10 protein-coding genes, 2 rRNA genes and 1 pseudogene are annotated in these 14,726 nt (G+C 43.4%); 3 read left to right on the top strand and 10 right to left on the bottom strand.

The genetic code is table 11. From position 1 onward, the window contains the following. Positions 1 to 21: 21 nt before the first annotated feature. Both M3221_RS14090 and M3221_RS14095 read right to left on the bottom strand, forming a co-directional pair. Entirely contained in the window at positions 22 to 3,129 is a 3,108-nt protein-coding gene (locus tag M3221_RS14090) for an AAA family ATPase (RefSeq protein ID WP_251272389.1), read from the bottom strand. After that, positions 3,126 to 4,247, bottom strand: coding sequence for an exonuclease SbcCD subunit D (locus M3221_RS14095; RefSeq protein WP_251272390.1), 1,122 nt, complete (start codon positions 4,245 to 4,247; stop codon positions 3,126 to 3,128). Before M3221_RS14095 ends, M3221_RS14090 begins: the two co-directional genes overlap by 4 nt. A gap of 129 nt (positions 4,248 to 4,376) precedes the next feature. On the opposite strand from M3221_RS14095, the gene M3221_RS14100 reads away from it, so the two are divergent. Next, on the top strand, positions 4,377 to 4,805 hold the full coding sequence (locus tag M3221_RS14100) for a DUF2621 domain-containing protein (RefSeq protein WP_251272391.1): 429 nt from the start codon (positions 4,377 to 4,379) through the stop codon (positions 4,803 to 4,805). 28 nt (positions 4,806 to 4,833) lie between these two features. On the opposite strand, the gene M3221_RS14105 is transcribed toward M3221_RS14100, so the two are convergent. Together M3221_RS14105 and M3221_RS14110 are read right to left on the bottom strand one after the other, a co-directional pair. Next, positions 4,834 to 5,322, bottom strand: a complete 489-nt coding sequence (locus M3221_RS14105) for a CcdC family protein (protein ID WP_251272392.1) — start codon at positions 5,320 to 5,322, stop codon at positions 4,834 to 4,836. Positions 5,323 to 5,345: 23 nt separating this feature from the next. Then, positions 5,346 to 6,053: a cytochrome c biogenesis CcdA family protein gene (locus M3221_RS14110; protein WP_251272393.1), complete on the bottom strand. Its 708-nt coding sequence runs from the start codon at positions 6,051 to 6,053 to the stop codon at positions 5,346 to 5,348. Positions 6,054 to 6,225: 172 nt separating this feature from the next. Between M3221_RS14110 and M3221_RS14115 the strand changes: the two genes are divergently transcribed. Next, entirely contained in the window at positions 6,226 to 6,405 is a 180-nt protein-coding gene (locus M3221_RS14115) for a Spo0E family sporulation regulatory protein-aspartic acid phosphatase (RefSeq protein ID WP_251272394.1), read from the top strand. A 26-nt stretch (positions 6,406 to 6,431) separates the two neighbouring features. Here M3221_RS14115 and M3221_RS14120 read toward each other — a convergent pair whose 3' ends face one another. The 4 genes and pseudogenes from M3221_RS14120 to M3221_RS14140 form a co-directional block, all read right to left on the bottom strand. Next, positions 6,432 to 6,950 carry a hypothetical protein gene (locus M3221_RS14120; RefSeq protein ID WP_251272395.1) on the bottom strand — a complete coding sequence of 173 codons (519 nt, stop codon included), beginning with the start codon at positions 6,948 to 6,950 and terminating at the stop codon, positions 6,432 to 6,434. A 1,733-nt stretch (positions 6,951 to 8,683) separates the two neighbouring features. After that, on the bottom strand, positions 8,684 to 9,160 hold the full coding sequence (locus tag M3221_RS26585; RefSeq protein WP_472843775.1) for a DUF2512 family protein: 477 nt from the start codon (positions 9,158 to 9,160) through the stop codon (positions 8,684 to 8,686). 288 nt (positions 9,161 to 9,448) lie between these two features. Next, positions 9,449 to 9,787: a DUF418 domain-containing protein gene (locus tag M3221_RS14135; protein WP_251272396.1), complete on the bottom strand. Its 339-nt coding sequence runs from the start codon at positions 9,785 to 9,787 to the stop codon at positions 9,449 to 9,451. A 103-nt stretch (positions 9,788 to 9,890) separates the two neighbouring features. Further along, positions 9,891 to 11,362, bottom strand: a pseudogene (locus M3221_RS14140) (alanine/glycine:cation symporter family protein). Between the two features lie 964 nt (positions 11,363 to 12,326). Between M3221_RS14140 and M3221_RS14145 the strand changes: the two are divergent. Next, positions 12,327 to 13,604 (top strand): M48 family metallopeptidase, encoded by a 1,278-nt coding sequence (locus M3221_RS14145; protein WP_251272397.1) that lies wholly within the window; start codon positions 12,327 to 12,329, stop codon positions 13,602 to 13,604. 758 nt (positions 13,605 to 14,362) lie between these two features. Here the strand turns inward: M3221_RS14145 and rrf are convergent. Continuing rightward, positions 14,363 to 14,478, bottom strand: a 5S ribosomal RNA gene (rrf, locus tag M3221_RS14150). Positions 14,479 to 14,553: 75 nt separating this feature from the next. Beyond that, a 23S ribosomal RNA gene (locus tag M3221_RS14155) occupies positions 14,554 to 14,726 on the bottom strand; the annotation flags it as partial.

Here is a 14,726-nt window from a genome sequence, read left to right on the forward strand (position 1 = left end):
TTGAATACTTTATGAACGTTTTCAGCTTTCTCCTGTAAAAACAAATGCGGCTTTGCTTCCGATATCGGACTGGCCTACCTCCAGACGAGCATCAATCCGCTCTTTCAGCTCTGGCACGTGGGAGATAATACCGACCAGGCGGCCGTCCGCTTGTATATCCATTAACGTTTCAATGGCCTGGTCCAGCGATTCCGGATCAAGCGTGCCGAATCCTTCGTCCACAAACATCGTTTCAAGCGATACGCCGCCTGCATGGTTTTGGACTACTTCCGCCAGTCCGAGCGCAAGGGCAAGCGCCGCTTTAAAGCTTTCTCCCCCAGACAGTGTTTTCACATGCCGGCTGGCACCCGTATATTGGTCAAACACGAGAAGATCCAGGCCGCTTTGTGCATTTCCTTTTGACCGCTCGGTTAAACGCTCCAGTAAAAAACGGCCATTTGTCATCGCTGAAAGCCTCGTGTTGGCTGCGGTTAAAATATCTTCCAAAAACGATGCCAGTACATATCGTTCAAACGTTACCTTCAGGTCATTTTTTCCGTGCGTTACTTCAAACAAATGGCCAGAAAGACGGTACGCTTCTTCAGCCTTCGCCATCCGTGCCGCTATCTCTTCAACCGACTGGCGGATACGCCGAGATTCTTTTGCACAAGCAGCGACGGCAGAAGCCTCATTTGCCCATTGAACAGCTTCTTCATTTAACGCTCCAATCTCTTCTTCAAGCTTGCTGATGTCTGCCCGCTCATATCCTTGAAGAATGGTTTGCAGCTCCTCAATCAGCAAAGTAAGCTCGCGTTCTTTTTGTTCGAACTGCCGGACCGTTTCTTTCATTTCTGCAAGGGATTCGAGCCATTTCTTCGCTTCCTCATATTGTTCGGCGGACTGAAAACCAGCCTGCTGTCGCTTTTGCTCAAAAGCCTCTCTTACTTCATAATAGTCCCTTTCTGCTTCCTGAAGCGTTTGCCGGCGTTCCTCCAAAACAGACAGGGCTGCCTGCATAGCTGTACGGGTGTGCTGAACATCTTCTGCTGCCTCTTCATAGCGGCGCTCTAAAACGGCTGCCCTTTGCTCTATACGCTCAAGCTCTCTGGCAAAGTAACCGCTGTTGCGCATCGCCTCAGGAACCGATTGTTCAAGCTGCTGCCGTGTACTCTGTGCTTGAATAAAAGCCGTATGATCCGCCATTTCCCGCTGTCTCGTTTGTTCTAATTCGGCTTCAAGCTGTTGCTTTAGTTTTTTCAGCTCATCCAGCTGCCCTTCCAGTTCCTGCTTTTGCTGAAGATCCTGGGCAGCTTGGCTGCGTGTTTGTGCGGCTTCTTTCAATCGCTCTATCGCTTCTTCTACTCCAAAGTCAGATGGAAGCTTTGCTTTTAGCTTGTCCATGTTTTCTGCTGCATGCCCTAATGCAAAACGGGATTCCATCCACTTCTGTTCCGCCTGCCGGTTTTCCTGGCTGAGACGGTCTGCTTGCTGCTCCGCTTTCTTCAATGCCTGCTCCTCAAGCGTCGCTTCTCCTCCTGCAGCCGGGTTAGGATGATGAATAGAGCCGCATACGGAGCATGGTTCGCCTTCCTTTAGTTCGCGGGCCAGCATCGCTGCCTGGCTTCTGTGCCACTCTTCTCTTTTATGGTCCAGTTCTTTAATGGCTTCAGCCGCGGCTGAGGCTGCTTTCTGCACTTCGATTTGGGCTGCTTCTTCTCTTTCTTGAAGGTCGCCCATTTCTTTTTCGGTATTGGCTAACTCCTGAAATTGTTCAATCAACGCGGTTAATCTCTCAATCTGATAGCCCGATTCCAAGTATATTTCTTTTGAAGAATCGAAAGCTTGCAGAGACGCTTCCATCTTTTTCCGAGCTGCATCCAGCTCTTCGTTTTTCCGGATGAATTCGGCAGCGGCTTGTTTTGTTTCCTTCAGGCGCCCCTCTGTCTCTCCAGCTTTTTCTACGGCATCTTGATAGGCATAAACCGCTTCTTTTATCGACTGAAGATGCTGAAGCTCTTTTGTACATTCATCCCGTTCAGGACGGCGGCTCTCTTCTGCGTTCAGCCGTTCTTCCGCTTCTTCAAGCAGCTGCCGTGTGTTCTGCATCTCCGCTTCCGCCTCACTTTTTCTTACTTCGGCAGTGTGCACAGCCTGGCGGGCCCGCTTTTCCATCATTTCATAGGATTGCAGCTTGTCTGCCCGCTCGGCTCCGTCTATTTTCCGGCGGCATCTCTCCATACCTTCTTTTTGTTCATCAAGTTCTTTTTGTTCCAGCCGGGCCTGCCCTAAACGATCAAATTGGGCATTTCGAGACAGCCCCCGCTCTCGTTCTCCCAGCAAAAAATCACGGCGTTCGCTTAAATGCTGCACTTTTTCCTGAAAGCTTTTAAACTGCTTGTCCATTTCTAGAAGATCGAGCTCAAGCTGATCAAACACTGCTTTTCTTTGAATCAGCTCAGCTTCGAGCAGCGCGCGCATCGTGCTTGAGTATGCAGGCAGACTTTTTAAAAGGGCCATTTGCTGGTCAGCAGCCCGGCCTGCTTCTTTTTTTAATGCATCGGACTTTTCTTTTAAAATATCTTCTACCCGTTTATAAAAAGAAGTTTGAAACAGCTTCTGCAAAATTTTCTCTTTTTCCTGGCTGCCGGCCATTAACAGCTTTTGAAATTCCCCCTGCGGAATCATTAAAATCTGCCTGAACTGATTGGCTTCAAGGCCGACTAGCTCATTTATTTTTTCATCCGTATCCCGTACATTCGAAGCAAGGAGCACTTCTGTGCCGTCCGCTTTTTTTTCATACAGCTCAGCGGTAGCTCCCGCTGTTGTCATACCGCCTCCACGCGCTTTTGGCTTTTCCTGCTGAGGGGTCCGGCGGATCAAAAACGTCCGTCCTTTTAACTCAAATAAAAGCGATACTTCTGTCAGCTGTTTTGGGTCTGCAAATTGGCTTCGCATTTCTGAAGCGCTTCGGTGATCTCCGCTTGGCTTGCCATACATCGCAAAGCTGATGGCGTCAAATATCGTTGTTTTTCCTGATCCCGTTTTGCCGGAAATCACAAACATTTTTCGGTTTTCGAGCGCCGAAAAATCAATCACCTGCCGGCCTGCATACGGACCAAAAGCAGTCATTGTCAGTGTCACAGGCTTCATAATCCGTTTTCCTCCTGTTTCGCTTCTTCTAATATTGAAGTCATATACGTTTTTTTCTCTTCTGAAAAACCGAGCCCCGTCATCGCTTCGTAAAATTCTGCAAACAAATCGAGCTCGCTTTGCTTTTCCCTCATAGAAACAGAAGATTCAAATGACAGAGGGGAAACAGCTGCTTTTTCAAGGTGGAGAATATGAGGGAATTTATGCTTTAGCTTGGCCATCGGATCAATAAGCGCTCCTTCATCCCTTAACCGTACCTTGATATAGTCCTCTGAAGCCTCTCCTTCCATCAATTCATCAAAAAAACCATTAACGATTTTCATATCGCGCATAGGTGCCAGTGCTTTTTTGGTAATCGAAAGCTTCTTTTCTTCGTTTATTTCCACGATGGAGACACTTTTCGTATGAGACGCTTCTGAAAACGAATATTTCAGCAGTGACCCTGCATATTGAACCGTCTGGTGGTGGATAGCCGCCGGATTGTGCAGATGGCCAAGCGCCGTATAGTGAAAAGGAGCAAACAGCTCAGCACCGACATTTCCTGTTCCGCCGACTGATAAAATCCGCTCGGAATCACTTGTTTCTCCTCCTGTGACAAACGCATGGCCCACCGCCACATGAATGCCGTCCCGATCCATTGTTTCGCTTAAACGCCCGGTTAAGACTTTCATCGCATCATGGTGGGTGCGAATCGTATCGTCTTCGTATAAATACCGAACTACACCCGGCTCCGCATAGGGAAGGCAATGGAAATGAACACCTTCAATAACCGGGCAGAACATGTTTTTCTCTATTTTTCCAGCCAGGTAAAAGCGGTTTTGCCGAAACCACGTTGAACCGAATGCCAGCCGGTCTGCACTATCGTGGTTGCCCGAAATGGCGACGATCGGTATATTCATTTCTACGTTAATCGTAAAAAGCGTTTCATTCAGCAAATTAACCGCCGAAGCCGGCGGAACCGACCGGTCATACAAATCTCCCGCGATCACCAGGGCATCCGGCTGCTCCTGCTCCAGCAGCCGAATCAGCTCCTGCAGCATAAAACGCTGATCCTCGATCATCGATACGCCGTGCACCATTTTTCCGAGATGCCAGTCAGCGGTATGAATAAATTTCATTTCGGTTTCCTCCTACTACGTATGTATGTTCCGATCATAGCAGATGAACAAGTTCTTGAAAAGAATGAACAAGCGGTTTCTTGTTTGCTATAATAGAGTAAAAGAAAATCATGTAATGGGGGTTGCGGCATGCTGGAAGGCTGGTTTTCTTACTTTATCGTTGCCTGGACAGTGATCCTTGTCGGCTTGTTTGCCATCGGTGGCTTTTTTATGTTTCGCAAGTTTTTAAAACGAATGCCGAAGCAGGATGGCCGTTCTGACATGGACTGGGAAGAGTATTACGTTGATAAAACACGGAAACTATGGGGAACAGCTGAAAAAAACATGCTCGAAGAATTGGTTTCTCCTGTACCTGAGCTGTTTCGGGATGTTGCCCGCCACAAAATTGCCGGTAAAATCGGAGAACTCGCTTTAAAAGAGCGGGCCCGCCATGTTTCGGCCGACTTAATTATCCGCGGCTACATTATGGCTACACCGAAAAGAGACCATAAGTTTTTGCGCAAGAAACTTCATGAAATGAATATCGATATTGCTCCCTATCAGCATTTGTTTGAATAAAAAAAAACAGCCTTGTCAAGGCTGTTTTTTAGGTTATGGGTATAGGCTGATCGGGCAGCTGCCGCTTCAGCGTGATATATTTTTTGTACATCGCCATGCGCCACGGCAAAATCATCGCAAACGCCAAAATAAAAAACATGCCGCCCAGCTGGCCTATATCAATCGTTGTCGACAGTACAAGCTTTCCAATAATCCGGATCACAAGCAGTGACATTAAAATAATCGGAAAAGCTTTAGAACGTTTTAAGTAAATGTCATGACCGCGTATTTCAAAATTGGATGTTTTAATGAGCAATAAAGAAAACAAACACCCTACCGCGGCTGCTTCCAGCAATTCAAGAGGTGTAACCCGAAACATTGGAAATACAAACATCAAAGCGCCGGTACTCATAAAAAGCGGAGGCATAATAATTTTTCGGGCTGAAGTCGGTTTCTTCGCTGCTTTCATACGAACAAATAAAGCACCCAGCCCCATCATGACAGCTGCTAAAGACGATATGGCAACCATCCAATCCATCTTGATCATCCCTTTAATACAAATTAAAAACCGGTAAATCCGCCAAACAGCGGCGTGAGGATCATAATGATCTGTGTCATCCAGTCAAAAAAGAGAATAATCCCCATTCCTATCATAACATAACCGCCGATTTTTACAATCTTAGCACTGTGTAAACGGATCCATTTCATTCGTCCGATAAAAAAAGAAAGAACAAAAAAAGGAATGGCAAAACCAAGCGCATAAGATACCATATACAACATAGCAGAGTCCGGGTTTGTTCCCGCCATATAAATAACCGCAAGCAGAATGGGGCCCGTGCACGGCGTCCAGCCCGCTCCAAACGCAAGGCCAATAAGAGAAGAGCCAGCATATCCAACAGGCCGATTTTTAAAAGTCACTTTCTTCTCAGACATCATAAACCCTGGCTGCAAAAAACCGGTAACCACCAGGCCAAAAAAGATAATAAAAATGGCGCCAAGCTGACGAATAAGGTCATCCCACTCTTTTAAGAATTGGCCGATAAAAGAAGAGCCAAAGCCGATTAAAACAAACACAAGAGAAAAGCCGAGCAAAAAAAAGAGGGTATGCAGCATACTTCTCCTTTGCAGCATGGCATTATCGTTTTTTAATTCATTTACGCTCATACCGGTAATATACGATAAAAAGGCAGGATACAGCGGCAGGCAGCACGGCGAGATAAAGCTTAAAAACCCCGCGCCGAAGGCTAAAAACACGTTCAGCTCACTCATGAATCGATCACCCTTTCCTTTTCATTGTAACAGAAACGGTATGGGACGGTGCGGCAACATGGGCAGGAGGAGAAAAAAGTTCAAAAACGACAAATTTTTTTGAAAATAAGTAAATGATTGGGTATACTAGAAAGTGTAAAACCTTAGATAATAATGGAAAGGGTTGTCCGCCGTGAACAAAGAAATACTGCTCGACGCCATAGAAGCGAAGCGGACTGAACTACTAAATGTGGCTTTTGAAAACGGACTAACCTCTCCTTTAGCGATTGAATACAGCCAGGAATTAGACCGTCTTTTAAATTTATACGATGAACTGCATATTCAGCACTCAAAAAAAACGCGCGCAAAATAAAAAAACCGTCCATACGGACCGTTTTTTTATTTTTTCTTATAAACACCGATTAAGCCGTTGTCGATAAACATTTGGTCAAATTCAGCCACCACTTTGTCTCCAGGCACGATTTCGCTGCCATATATATTTTCATCGGTAAAAAGAATATCTCCTGACTGAGCGCTTGCACCTTCATAATTCATTTCTCCGTTTTTGTACCATACCCGTTTAACGGTATACACTACTTTTTCGGGTTTCACGTACTCTGCGATGTTAAAGCCGCCGTCTTCCCAGTATGTACGGATACGGTCACCCACTTTTAATTCAATTTCTACATCTGATTGTTTAAAACGAATGGTTTCACCGTTGCTGGAAGTGGCGCGATAGTAGCCTTTTTCAATATTGGGGGATTTGAATGTAACAATATAATGTTTTAACGAAATGCCTTCTTTTTCGAGCATTTCATAAGGAGTACCTGTTAATTCGTCCTCAGAGGCAAGAGCCGGGATGCTAACACCAAACAGCAGGAACGGAAGAATAACTAAAGATAAAAACCGTTTTTTCATTTCGCATCTCCTCCTTTTCTCTCATACCTTTCTATACCCCATCCCCTTTGAAGTTAAGCCTTTTCACAGAAAAAATTTGTGGGTTTTATAGTTTGTTTATCCCACTATTTATAGTATATTCATGTATTCAGGTGAATATGTCCCATAACAAACATCCCTTTTTTCTTTTGAAAACAAAAAAACACAAACAGAAACTGGTTATTGATACGAGCAAACAGCCCATTTTTTGCTTTTATTATATGTTTCCAAGTCCGCTGCCCTATACAGCGAAAAGCGCCGGTTACAAACCGCTCCAGCAACAAGGCTCATTTCACAGCACACATACACATTTACCCACGCAAAAAACACCTTCTCCCGTTAATGGCTTAACAAGCGCTGGTTCAAAAAAAAATAAACCGAAACAAAGCAAAAAGGGCGTTTTCCCCGGCATGAACAATAGATGAAAATAAGCTCCGGCGAAATACACACTGATGTACACGATTTATTACATAATTGGAAGCCAAGAAGCCGGTTATTTCCATGCCTAAAAAGTTTCCGATGACCTTAGTGCATGCCGGTAAAAGTCGAACTAAACTGAAGCGTAAAAATATTTCAAAGACTGTCCGTCAGAGACCAGAATCCTACCGTACAAATGAAACAAAGCAATTTATTATTCTCTTTTCCGTAAAAAGATTATCAATCGGGACAAATGCTTGGTCCAGTGCGTTTCCCTGTTCATATCTTATAATAATTTCTTTGCTATTTTTCTGTAAAAGAGGTGTAATGATATTAAATGGTTGCAGTTACGGTTACGACGATGGCAATGGCAGTTGAGGCTTTTGCGACGGAGGTTACGCAGTCGTTTTGCAGTGTTTTTAGTTTTGTTGATTACTTTGTTACTATTGATGCTTGTCTCAGCATCTTTTAACTCCGCATAGTTCGCAAGATTCTTCTGGCAGTATGTTGAAAACAGTAGAATCTTGGTTTATATTTTTACAGCGGCGGCGGGTAAAGAACCGGATGTATGGCCCCAAAGCTTCATATCTGTACATTTTTGTTTTGCCGCGGCTCCCTCTGCGGCTTTTTGTATGCGGTTTATTTTTACTCCGCAGCAGGCAGTAATTTTCGCACTTGCAGCCATTATTGCTGCGGCATACTCCTGCAGCTTTTATACGCCTTTTATGCGCCTTTTCTCCGCGTAAGAAACTTTTTCGCTGACGTATACGCGCATATACTTGTAGCTTGAAGCAGAGAATTTTCGAAAGTTGTCTTTCTACTTCTATCCGACGTTAGATGATTTACTCTTCTTCCGCAAATATACGCGGACTATTTTCGTAAATATAAATAAAGTGTTCTATAAGCGTACCCTTATAACGTCCAGCTAAATTCCGACTCCGCTTCATATCCGGCGTCTGCCTGTTCAAATGCCCTGCATAGTCAGCAGCGTAAATGCGTCTTGTATACACTATGATCTGTAGACGTCAACCGGCTCGCACAGCTCCTTTTCATATAATCGAGTCACTTATTCGCAAAATTTTTTTGCTTAAAATCACAGCCGTTTGGAAGATATAAAGACTACGCAGCGATCAATATCCTGTACCATATTCATCACTTTGCTCGTGGGTGGATCGGCTGTATTTTCACCTAAACCGTTCATAAATACGGGCGCTTACGCGGTTATTGATTTACCGGAGATACCTTGAATAAACAGTCCTTATACAAAAAAACCGCCAGTGATTACTGGACGGGCGGCTTTAAAAATTATTTGATGCGGAAGAGAGTTCGTTTCTCATCAAACACATGTCTATCAAGATATTTATGGAAGAACCACTCACCGGCGGCAATAGCAATCGCTGAGATAAGAGAAGCTGTAAGAACATCGCCATTATTGATAAACAGTGATCCTCCCCCATAAGCCAAACTACAAAGAAAGTTAAGATTGCATCACAAACGGTTGCAGTGAAGTTTCTCTGGAAATGAATGTGATCTGCATTATATCGATAATCACTGCCAGATCTATGAAAAACAAATAAATCACCGAGTACATAAGCAACGGTAAGAACGGCACTCATAAGAAGGGTATCACTAAATTCACCATCATACATTCCTGTAAGTATAATACCGAGACCACAATTGCAGAAACCGAGCATGGATTCATTGTTTAAAATAAGCCCCCGCCAATACTGCTTGTTTCGTTCATTCTTTCTTGAACATCCACTCGATTTCAGCAAGAGACGTATTCCACTCGTTCGTGTAGCCATCTTGTTTACTTTGAATGCGTGTTGTTTTTTGACGGACCGCCTTCATCATGTTCCATAAGATGAAGCTCTTCTTTTATAACATGGAATTTAGCACTCTCTCCGTTCACAAGACGTCTTTTACGAAGAAGGTATTGTAGCTGCTTTGCGTATTGATAACCCTGCGCCATAAATCACCAGGCAAAGCAGTATCCCCGCAGTCAAGCTGACGCCTTCGTAAAAATCAAGAACGAGAAACAAAAACGAGCAAATGATGGTTTGCTATAGATAATTAGTCAACGCCATCTGCCCGACATAGTCAAGCGGGCGAAGGCACTTTTGCCAGCTTGCTTTTCGCAGCAGCAGTGTCAGTGAACTCATGCAAAAAAAGCACAATGTTACACCGCTCAGGCTTATCACTAGCTGGACAGCCATTTCCTGCTGCATGCCAACGTCAATCCAGGAAAGCATAAGGGCCGCTAACAAAGCAACAAGCGGAATACCCAGTAGCAGAGCACCGAGCCAGACTTTTTTGATGAGTTTCAAATGAGGAGTGTTCCACTCAAAAACGCCGATTTTCCCTGCATACAGCTCAAGGAGGAACATCGCTAGTACAGTCATTTAGAAATCACACCCATGCAGGCGCACCAAAAAAGCACCAGCTGTGATGAATGCTGGTGCTTTCCTAGTTTTGCGGAAGTTCTAAACGGATGAAAGTTTCACTTTATGAAACGTTCTCATCCTTATTTTTTTTGGATTTTTTGTATCCATTTTTCCAGAAATCAGCATTCTTAATTTCATACTTAGATGAATTGAATTCTGGGTCTTTCCCTTGCTTCAACTGATCTTCATAATCTTTTAGAGCAATACTTGCTGGTTTAAATAATAGTAAAATCGCAATCAAGTTCAGCCAAACCATAATTCCAAGTCCGATATCACCCATTGCCCATGCTGTTGTTGCCGTTTTTACTGCTCCATAGAAAGTAGCACCTATAAGGATGAGTTTTAACACAATAAAAGCCTTTGCTCTGTGTTTGCCACGTACTAGATAAGCTAGATTTGTCTCTGCAATATAGTAATAAGCATAAATCGTAGTGAAGGCAAAGAAGAAAAGGGCAATAGCAATAAATCCTGGTCCGAATCCTGGAAGTATTGTATCAACGGCAGCTTGAGTGAAACCAGGTCCTGGTTCAATTCCTTTAAGGTTTTCAGTTATAAATTCCCCGGTTTTTTCATTTATTACATTGTATTGATTTGTAAATAAAATCATCATTGCGGTCGATGTAACAACTAAGAATACATCTAAATAAATGGAAAATGCCTGTACAAGTCCTTGCTTCGCTGGGTGGGATACCTCAGCTGCCGCCGCCGGGTGAGCACCAGTACCCTGACCGGCTTCATTGGCATAAAGACCGCGTTTTACTCCCCACATAACTGCTGATCCAATAATACCGCCATATACTTCTTCAGCTCCAAAAGCGCTGTTAAAAATAAGTCCAAATACTTCGGGAATTTTTTCGAAATTGATCACTACGATTGCAATTGCAATTAACAGATAACCGATTGCCATAAAAGGAACGACAAATTCTGCCACTCTAGCAATACGCTTAACACCGCCAAAAATAGTAAAACCAATAAGCGCGACAACGACTAGACCAGTAATTGTTTTGTCAATACCAAAAGCGTTATGAACGCCTTCTGCAATTGCATTTGCTTGTATTCCTGGCATTAAAACAGCCATAGCGAGTAGTGTTGCTACTGCAAAAACGACGGCAAACCACTTCCAGCCAAGTCCTTTTTCTATGTAGTACGCTGGACCTCCTCGATACTCTCCATCCTGCTTTTCTTTATAGATTTGAGCAAGAGTCGACTCCACAAAAGCTGAAGCTGCACCGACAAAGGTAATGACCCACATCCAAAATACAGAACCTGGTCCTCCAAAAGCAATACCAGTTGCGGTTCCAGTGATATTTCCAACACCGATACGACCTGATAAAAACATCGCTAATGCCTGGAACGAAGAAACACCCTCATCGGACCTTTTCCTGAAGCAAGCAGTTTAACCATTTCTTTTATGTGACGAATTTGCAGGAATCTGGTGCGAAAACTAAAATACAAACCGCATAAAACAATGAAAGCAATCAATACTGGGCTCCATAACCATCCGTTAATGGTATTTACAATTTGATCAAACATGAAAATCCCCCCTATTAATTTTTTATTTTTGTTATGCACAACGTATGTTTGATTATAAATTATGACAGAAAGATATAACAATGGTTTTTTTGAAATAATATGAATTATTGTAATATTTGTATAAGTAAAATATTATTTCAATTAGTAATGAAATTCATTTACCTTAAAAAAGTGTGCTTTCTTCATAAATAAAAGCCCATGCGGCTCAACAACTGACAGAGTGGCTCCCCCTAGCACAATTGGCACTTCCCCTTTTTGTGTCCATGCTTTTTTATAATTCGTAATGTTTTGCTGGTAGAGGTATCAAACGGAGCGCCCCGTATAACAAAATCTCGTTTTTGAACTTTTGGTTCATACGGCAGTCTCATAAAAGTTCGAATATTGCTAAATCGAGGCATTGAGTTTACTTCAGGCAAGTTAAAAAAGTTTTGATTGCTCATCTTCTTTCCTTCTTCCCGTAGAACAAATATGAATTTTCAAGCCAGTTTCCTTGTATTTCTCTTACGCCTATCCTATTAGTAAGTACATTTCTAAACAACTTGTTTGTAAGATGCCCTGACATCTTTTTTCAATTTTTAAGAAACTCCAAGGACGCTTTGGCCTTTCCCATCGCTTGTTCGATTTTATCTTCCAGTTATGCACCATTTCCATTTTCTGTTTATCAACCACGAGTATGTTTCCGCATGACTATGCCGCTTTTATTTATTTTGGGGCATGGATAAAAATACCGTGCTTATCCTTTCTGTAGAGCTGATGCTTTCTTGTATCCTGCAGATGAACACATAAATCATTGCCATTCTTTCATCTTGCTTCCCGCTGAAAGGGTCTTCTGCACGGCTCTCTTTTTAAAGACGTTGCCTTCAACTAACATATAAAATGAAAAGAAACGAATATACTGAACGGAATGCATGCTGCACCTCCGTGACTGGCTGGCATTTATTTTGAGGTTGAAAGGAAGAGCTTAGTGAAAAAATTTTTACTCGGGGTTCTTATTTTTTATCTTTTGTATGCAGCAGGTATCAGCTTGTATTTGCTCAACCTTGAGCCGGGTTACGTCCCGGCTGAGTATGCCGGCACAAGCGCAGACCCGAAACAGTTTATGACGGAAAAAGAGATAGCGGAAGCACATCATTTAGATTTAATCGATTATTTTACGTTCTTTTTACAAACGCCGCTTGATGTAGTGGTCGTGCTGTGTTTCATGATGATTTCAGTGAAACTGCGTGACCGGGCAGCTGCACGCTTTCGCAAATCATTTTGGCAGACCGGCTATTATTATTTCTTTTTCAGTGCCCTCTTGACGCTCTTGTATTTGCCGCTTGATTTCTTTTTTTATCAGCTGTCGCGAAATTATGGCCTGTCGAGCCAGTCCGCTGCTTCCTGGCTTGGTGATCTCGGCATCAGCTTCGGCTTGGACCTTGTCATGGGCATTCCGCTCATCTGGCTGCTTTTTTTCGCGATTAGAAAATTCCCGAAAAAATGGTGGCTTGCTGCCTGGACGGCGTCCCTGCCGCTGACAATCCTCTTGATGTTTATTGCGCCCGTATTTATTGCGCCTCTGTTCAATGACTATAAACCGCTGGAAAACCAAAAAGTCAAAGCGGAAATCCAGCAATTGGCCGATGAAGCCGGTATTGGGGACGCAAAAATTTTAGAAATGAATATGTCCAAGCAAACCAATGCGATTAACGCCTTTGTCAATGGCTTCGGCAGCAACATGCAGATTGTGCTCGGCGATACGGCGATTAACGAGCTGACCATCGAGGAAATCAAAGTTGTGATGGCACATGAGATCGCCCATTATAAAATGAACCATATTTATAAAGGGCTCGTGCTGCAAATTATCGTTGGTTTCTTTACCGCCTTGGCCACCTTCTTTTTATTTAACTGGCTGCGTAAAAAGTGGGGGTATCGGTGGGGAATTAAAGATCCGCATGATATCGCCGTCCTGCCGCTTCTTATGGTCTCCTTCAGCCTTATGTCCTTTCTGGCTTCTCCGATTGGCAACTTTCAAAGCCGCCTGTATGAAATGGAATCGGACCGCTATGCGATGGAGACAACAGCAGACAAAGAAGCGACCATTAGTGCTTTTCAAAAACTGACGAAAAATGCGAAATCAACCGGCTATGAACCGGCCATCATCCACTTTATTACCGGATCGCATCCACGCATTACAGAACGGATTGATTTTTTCAACAAATATGACAATAAAGATGCTGACCAAAGCAATTCTCCTTCTTGAATGGAAGAACAACCTTCTGGACAGCAAACCTTAAAATCATATTTGTACAGTGTTTTCTGCCGTTCATAGTAAACATTTAGCGCCATACATGCAACCTACCTGCTGCAGCCTCCATTGTGAAGAGGCACAGCGGGTCTTGTTTGCGGGACTCTAGATGCTTACCCTTACCACTTAATGAGTGAAGCCGCCATGCCTGGACACATACCTACAGCACATTTGACCACTAAACGTCCTTAATTTACTTTTTAGAATAAAAACAAACGACTGATAAAGAATCAGCCGCTCCACGTATATTATTTATTTGTGCTTCATTGCTGTTACGGCGTAAAAACCAAATTCGGCTGTTCTCCATCATCTACTCTACCTTGATCAAAAATTCCTTGATATGATTCCTGCTCATACACTCTACCTAACAACATCCCATTCAAAAAGTTACGAGCTACCTCAATATTACGCTGCTCTTTTGGGAAAACATCCATACGAGTCTTCAGCAGCCTGCCGATCTCGTTTAAAACAGAAAGGAAAGGTATCCTTACTTAACTAAATAAGAAGACTTAATTTCACAATTCTAAAACAGGCAATAGAAATTTAAATACAAAAACACCGCCTGAATTTTATTCAGACGGTGTTTATCTATATAAAAGGCGGTGCTTGCTGTAGCACCTTACCTTTTCTTTATAGCTTTTCCTTAAATCATATTCTGTTTAGTGGAATATAATTCCAAAGTAAAAGAACAGCTTCCGCTGTTCTCTCTGCTTGCCTGGCGGCGTCCTGCTCTCACAGGGGGAAACCCCCAACTACCATCGGCGCTGAAGAGCTTAACGGCCGTGTTCGGGATGGGAACGGGTGTGACCTCTTCGCTATTGCCACCAGACTATATGGAACAAAATTGTTCCTTCAAAACTGGATAATCTCTGTAAAGTAACGGCATACCGTGCCATTGTTAATCTTGATTAAGTCCTCGATCGATTAGTATTCGTCAGCTCCATGCGTCGCCGCACTTCCACCTCGAACCTATCTACCTCGTCATCTTCAAGGGATCTTACTTACTTGCGTAATGGGAAATCTCATCTTGAGGGGGGCTTCATGCTTAGATGCTTTCAGCACTTATCCCGTCCACAC

It is taken from the genome of Domibacillus indicus (assembly GCF_023715895.1).
Taxonomy (GTDB): domain Bacteria; phylum Bacillota; class Bacilli; order Bacillales; family Domibacillaceae; genus Domibacillus; species Domibacillus indicus_A.

Bases quoted from the DNA above. Each gene is read 5' to 3' on its own strand.
- M3221_RS14090 (WP_251272389.1), bottom strand. From the start codon at position 3,129: ATGAAGCCTGTGACACTGACAATGACTGCTTTTGGTCCGTATGCAGGC.
- M3221_RS14110 (WP_251272393.1), bottom strand. From the start codon at position 6,053: ATGAGTGAGCTGAACGTGTTTTTAGCCTTCGGCGCGGGGTTTTTAAGC.
- M3221_RS14095 (WP_251272390.1), bottom strand. From the start codon at position 4,247: ATGAAATTTATTCATACCGCTGACTGGCATCTCGGAAAAATGGTGCAC.
- M3221_RS14100 (WP_251272391.1), top strand. From the start codon at position 4,377: ATGCTGGAAGGCTGGTTTTCTTACTTTATCGTTGCCTGGACAGTGATC.
- M3221_RS14105 (WP_251272392.1), bottom strand. From the start codon at position 5,322: ATGGATTGGATGGTTGCCATATCGTCTTTAGCAGCTGTCATGATGGGG.
- M3221_RS14135 (WP_251272396.1), bottom strand. From the start codon at position 9,787: ATGACTGTACTAGCGATGTTCCTCCTTGAGCTGTATGCAGGGAAAATC.
- M3221_RS14120 (WP_251272395.1), bottom strand. From the start codon at position 6,950: ATGAAAAAACGGTTTTTATCTTTAGTTATTCTTCCGTTCCTGCTGTTT.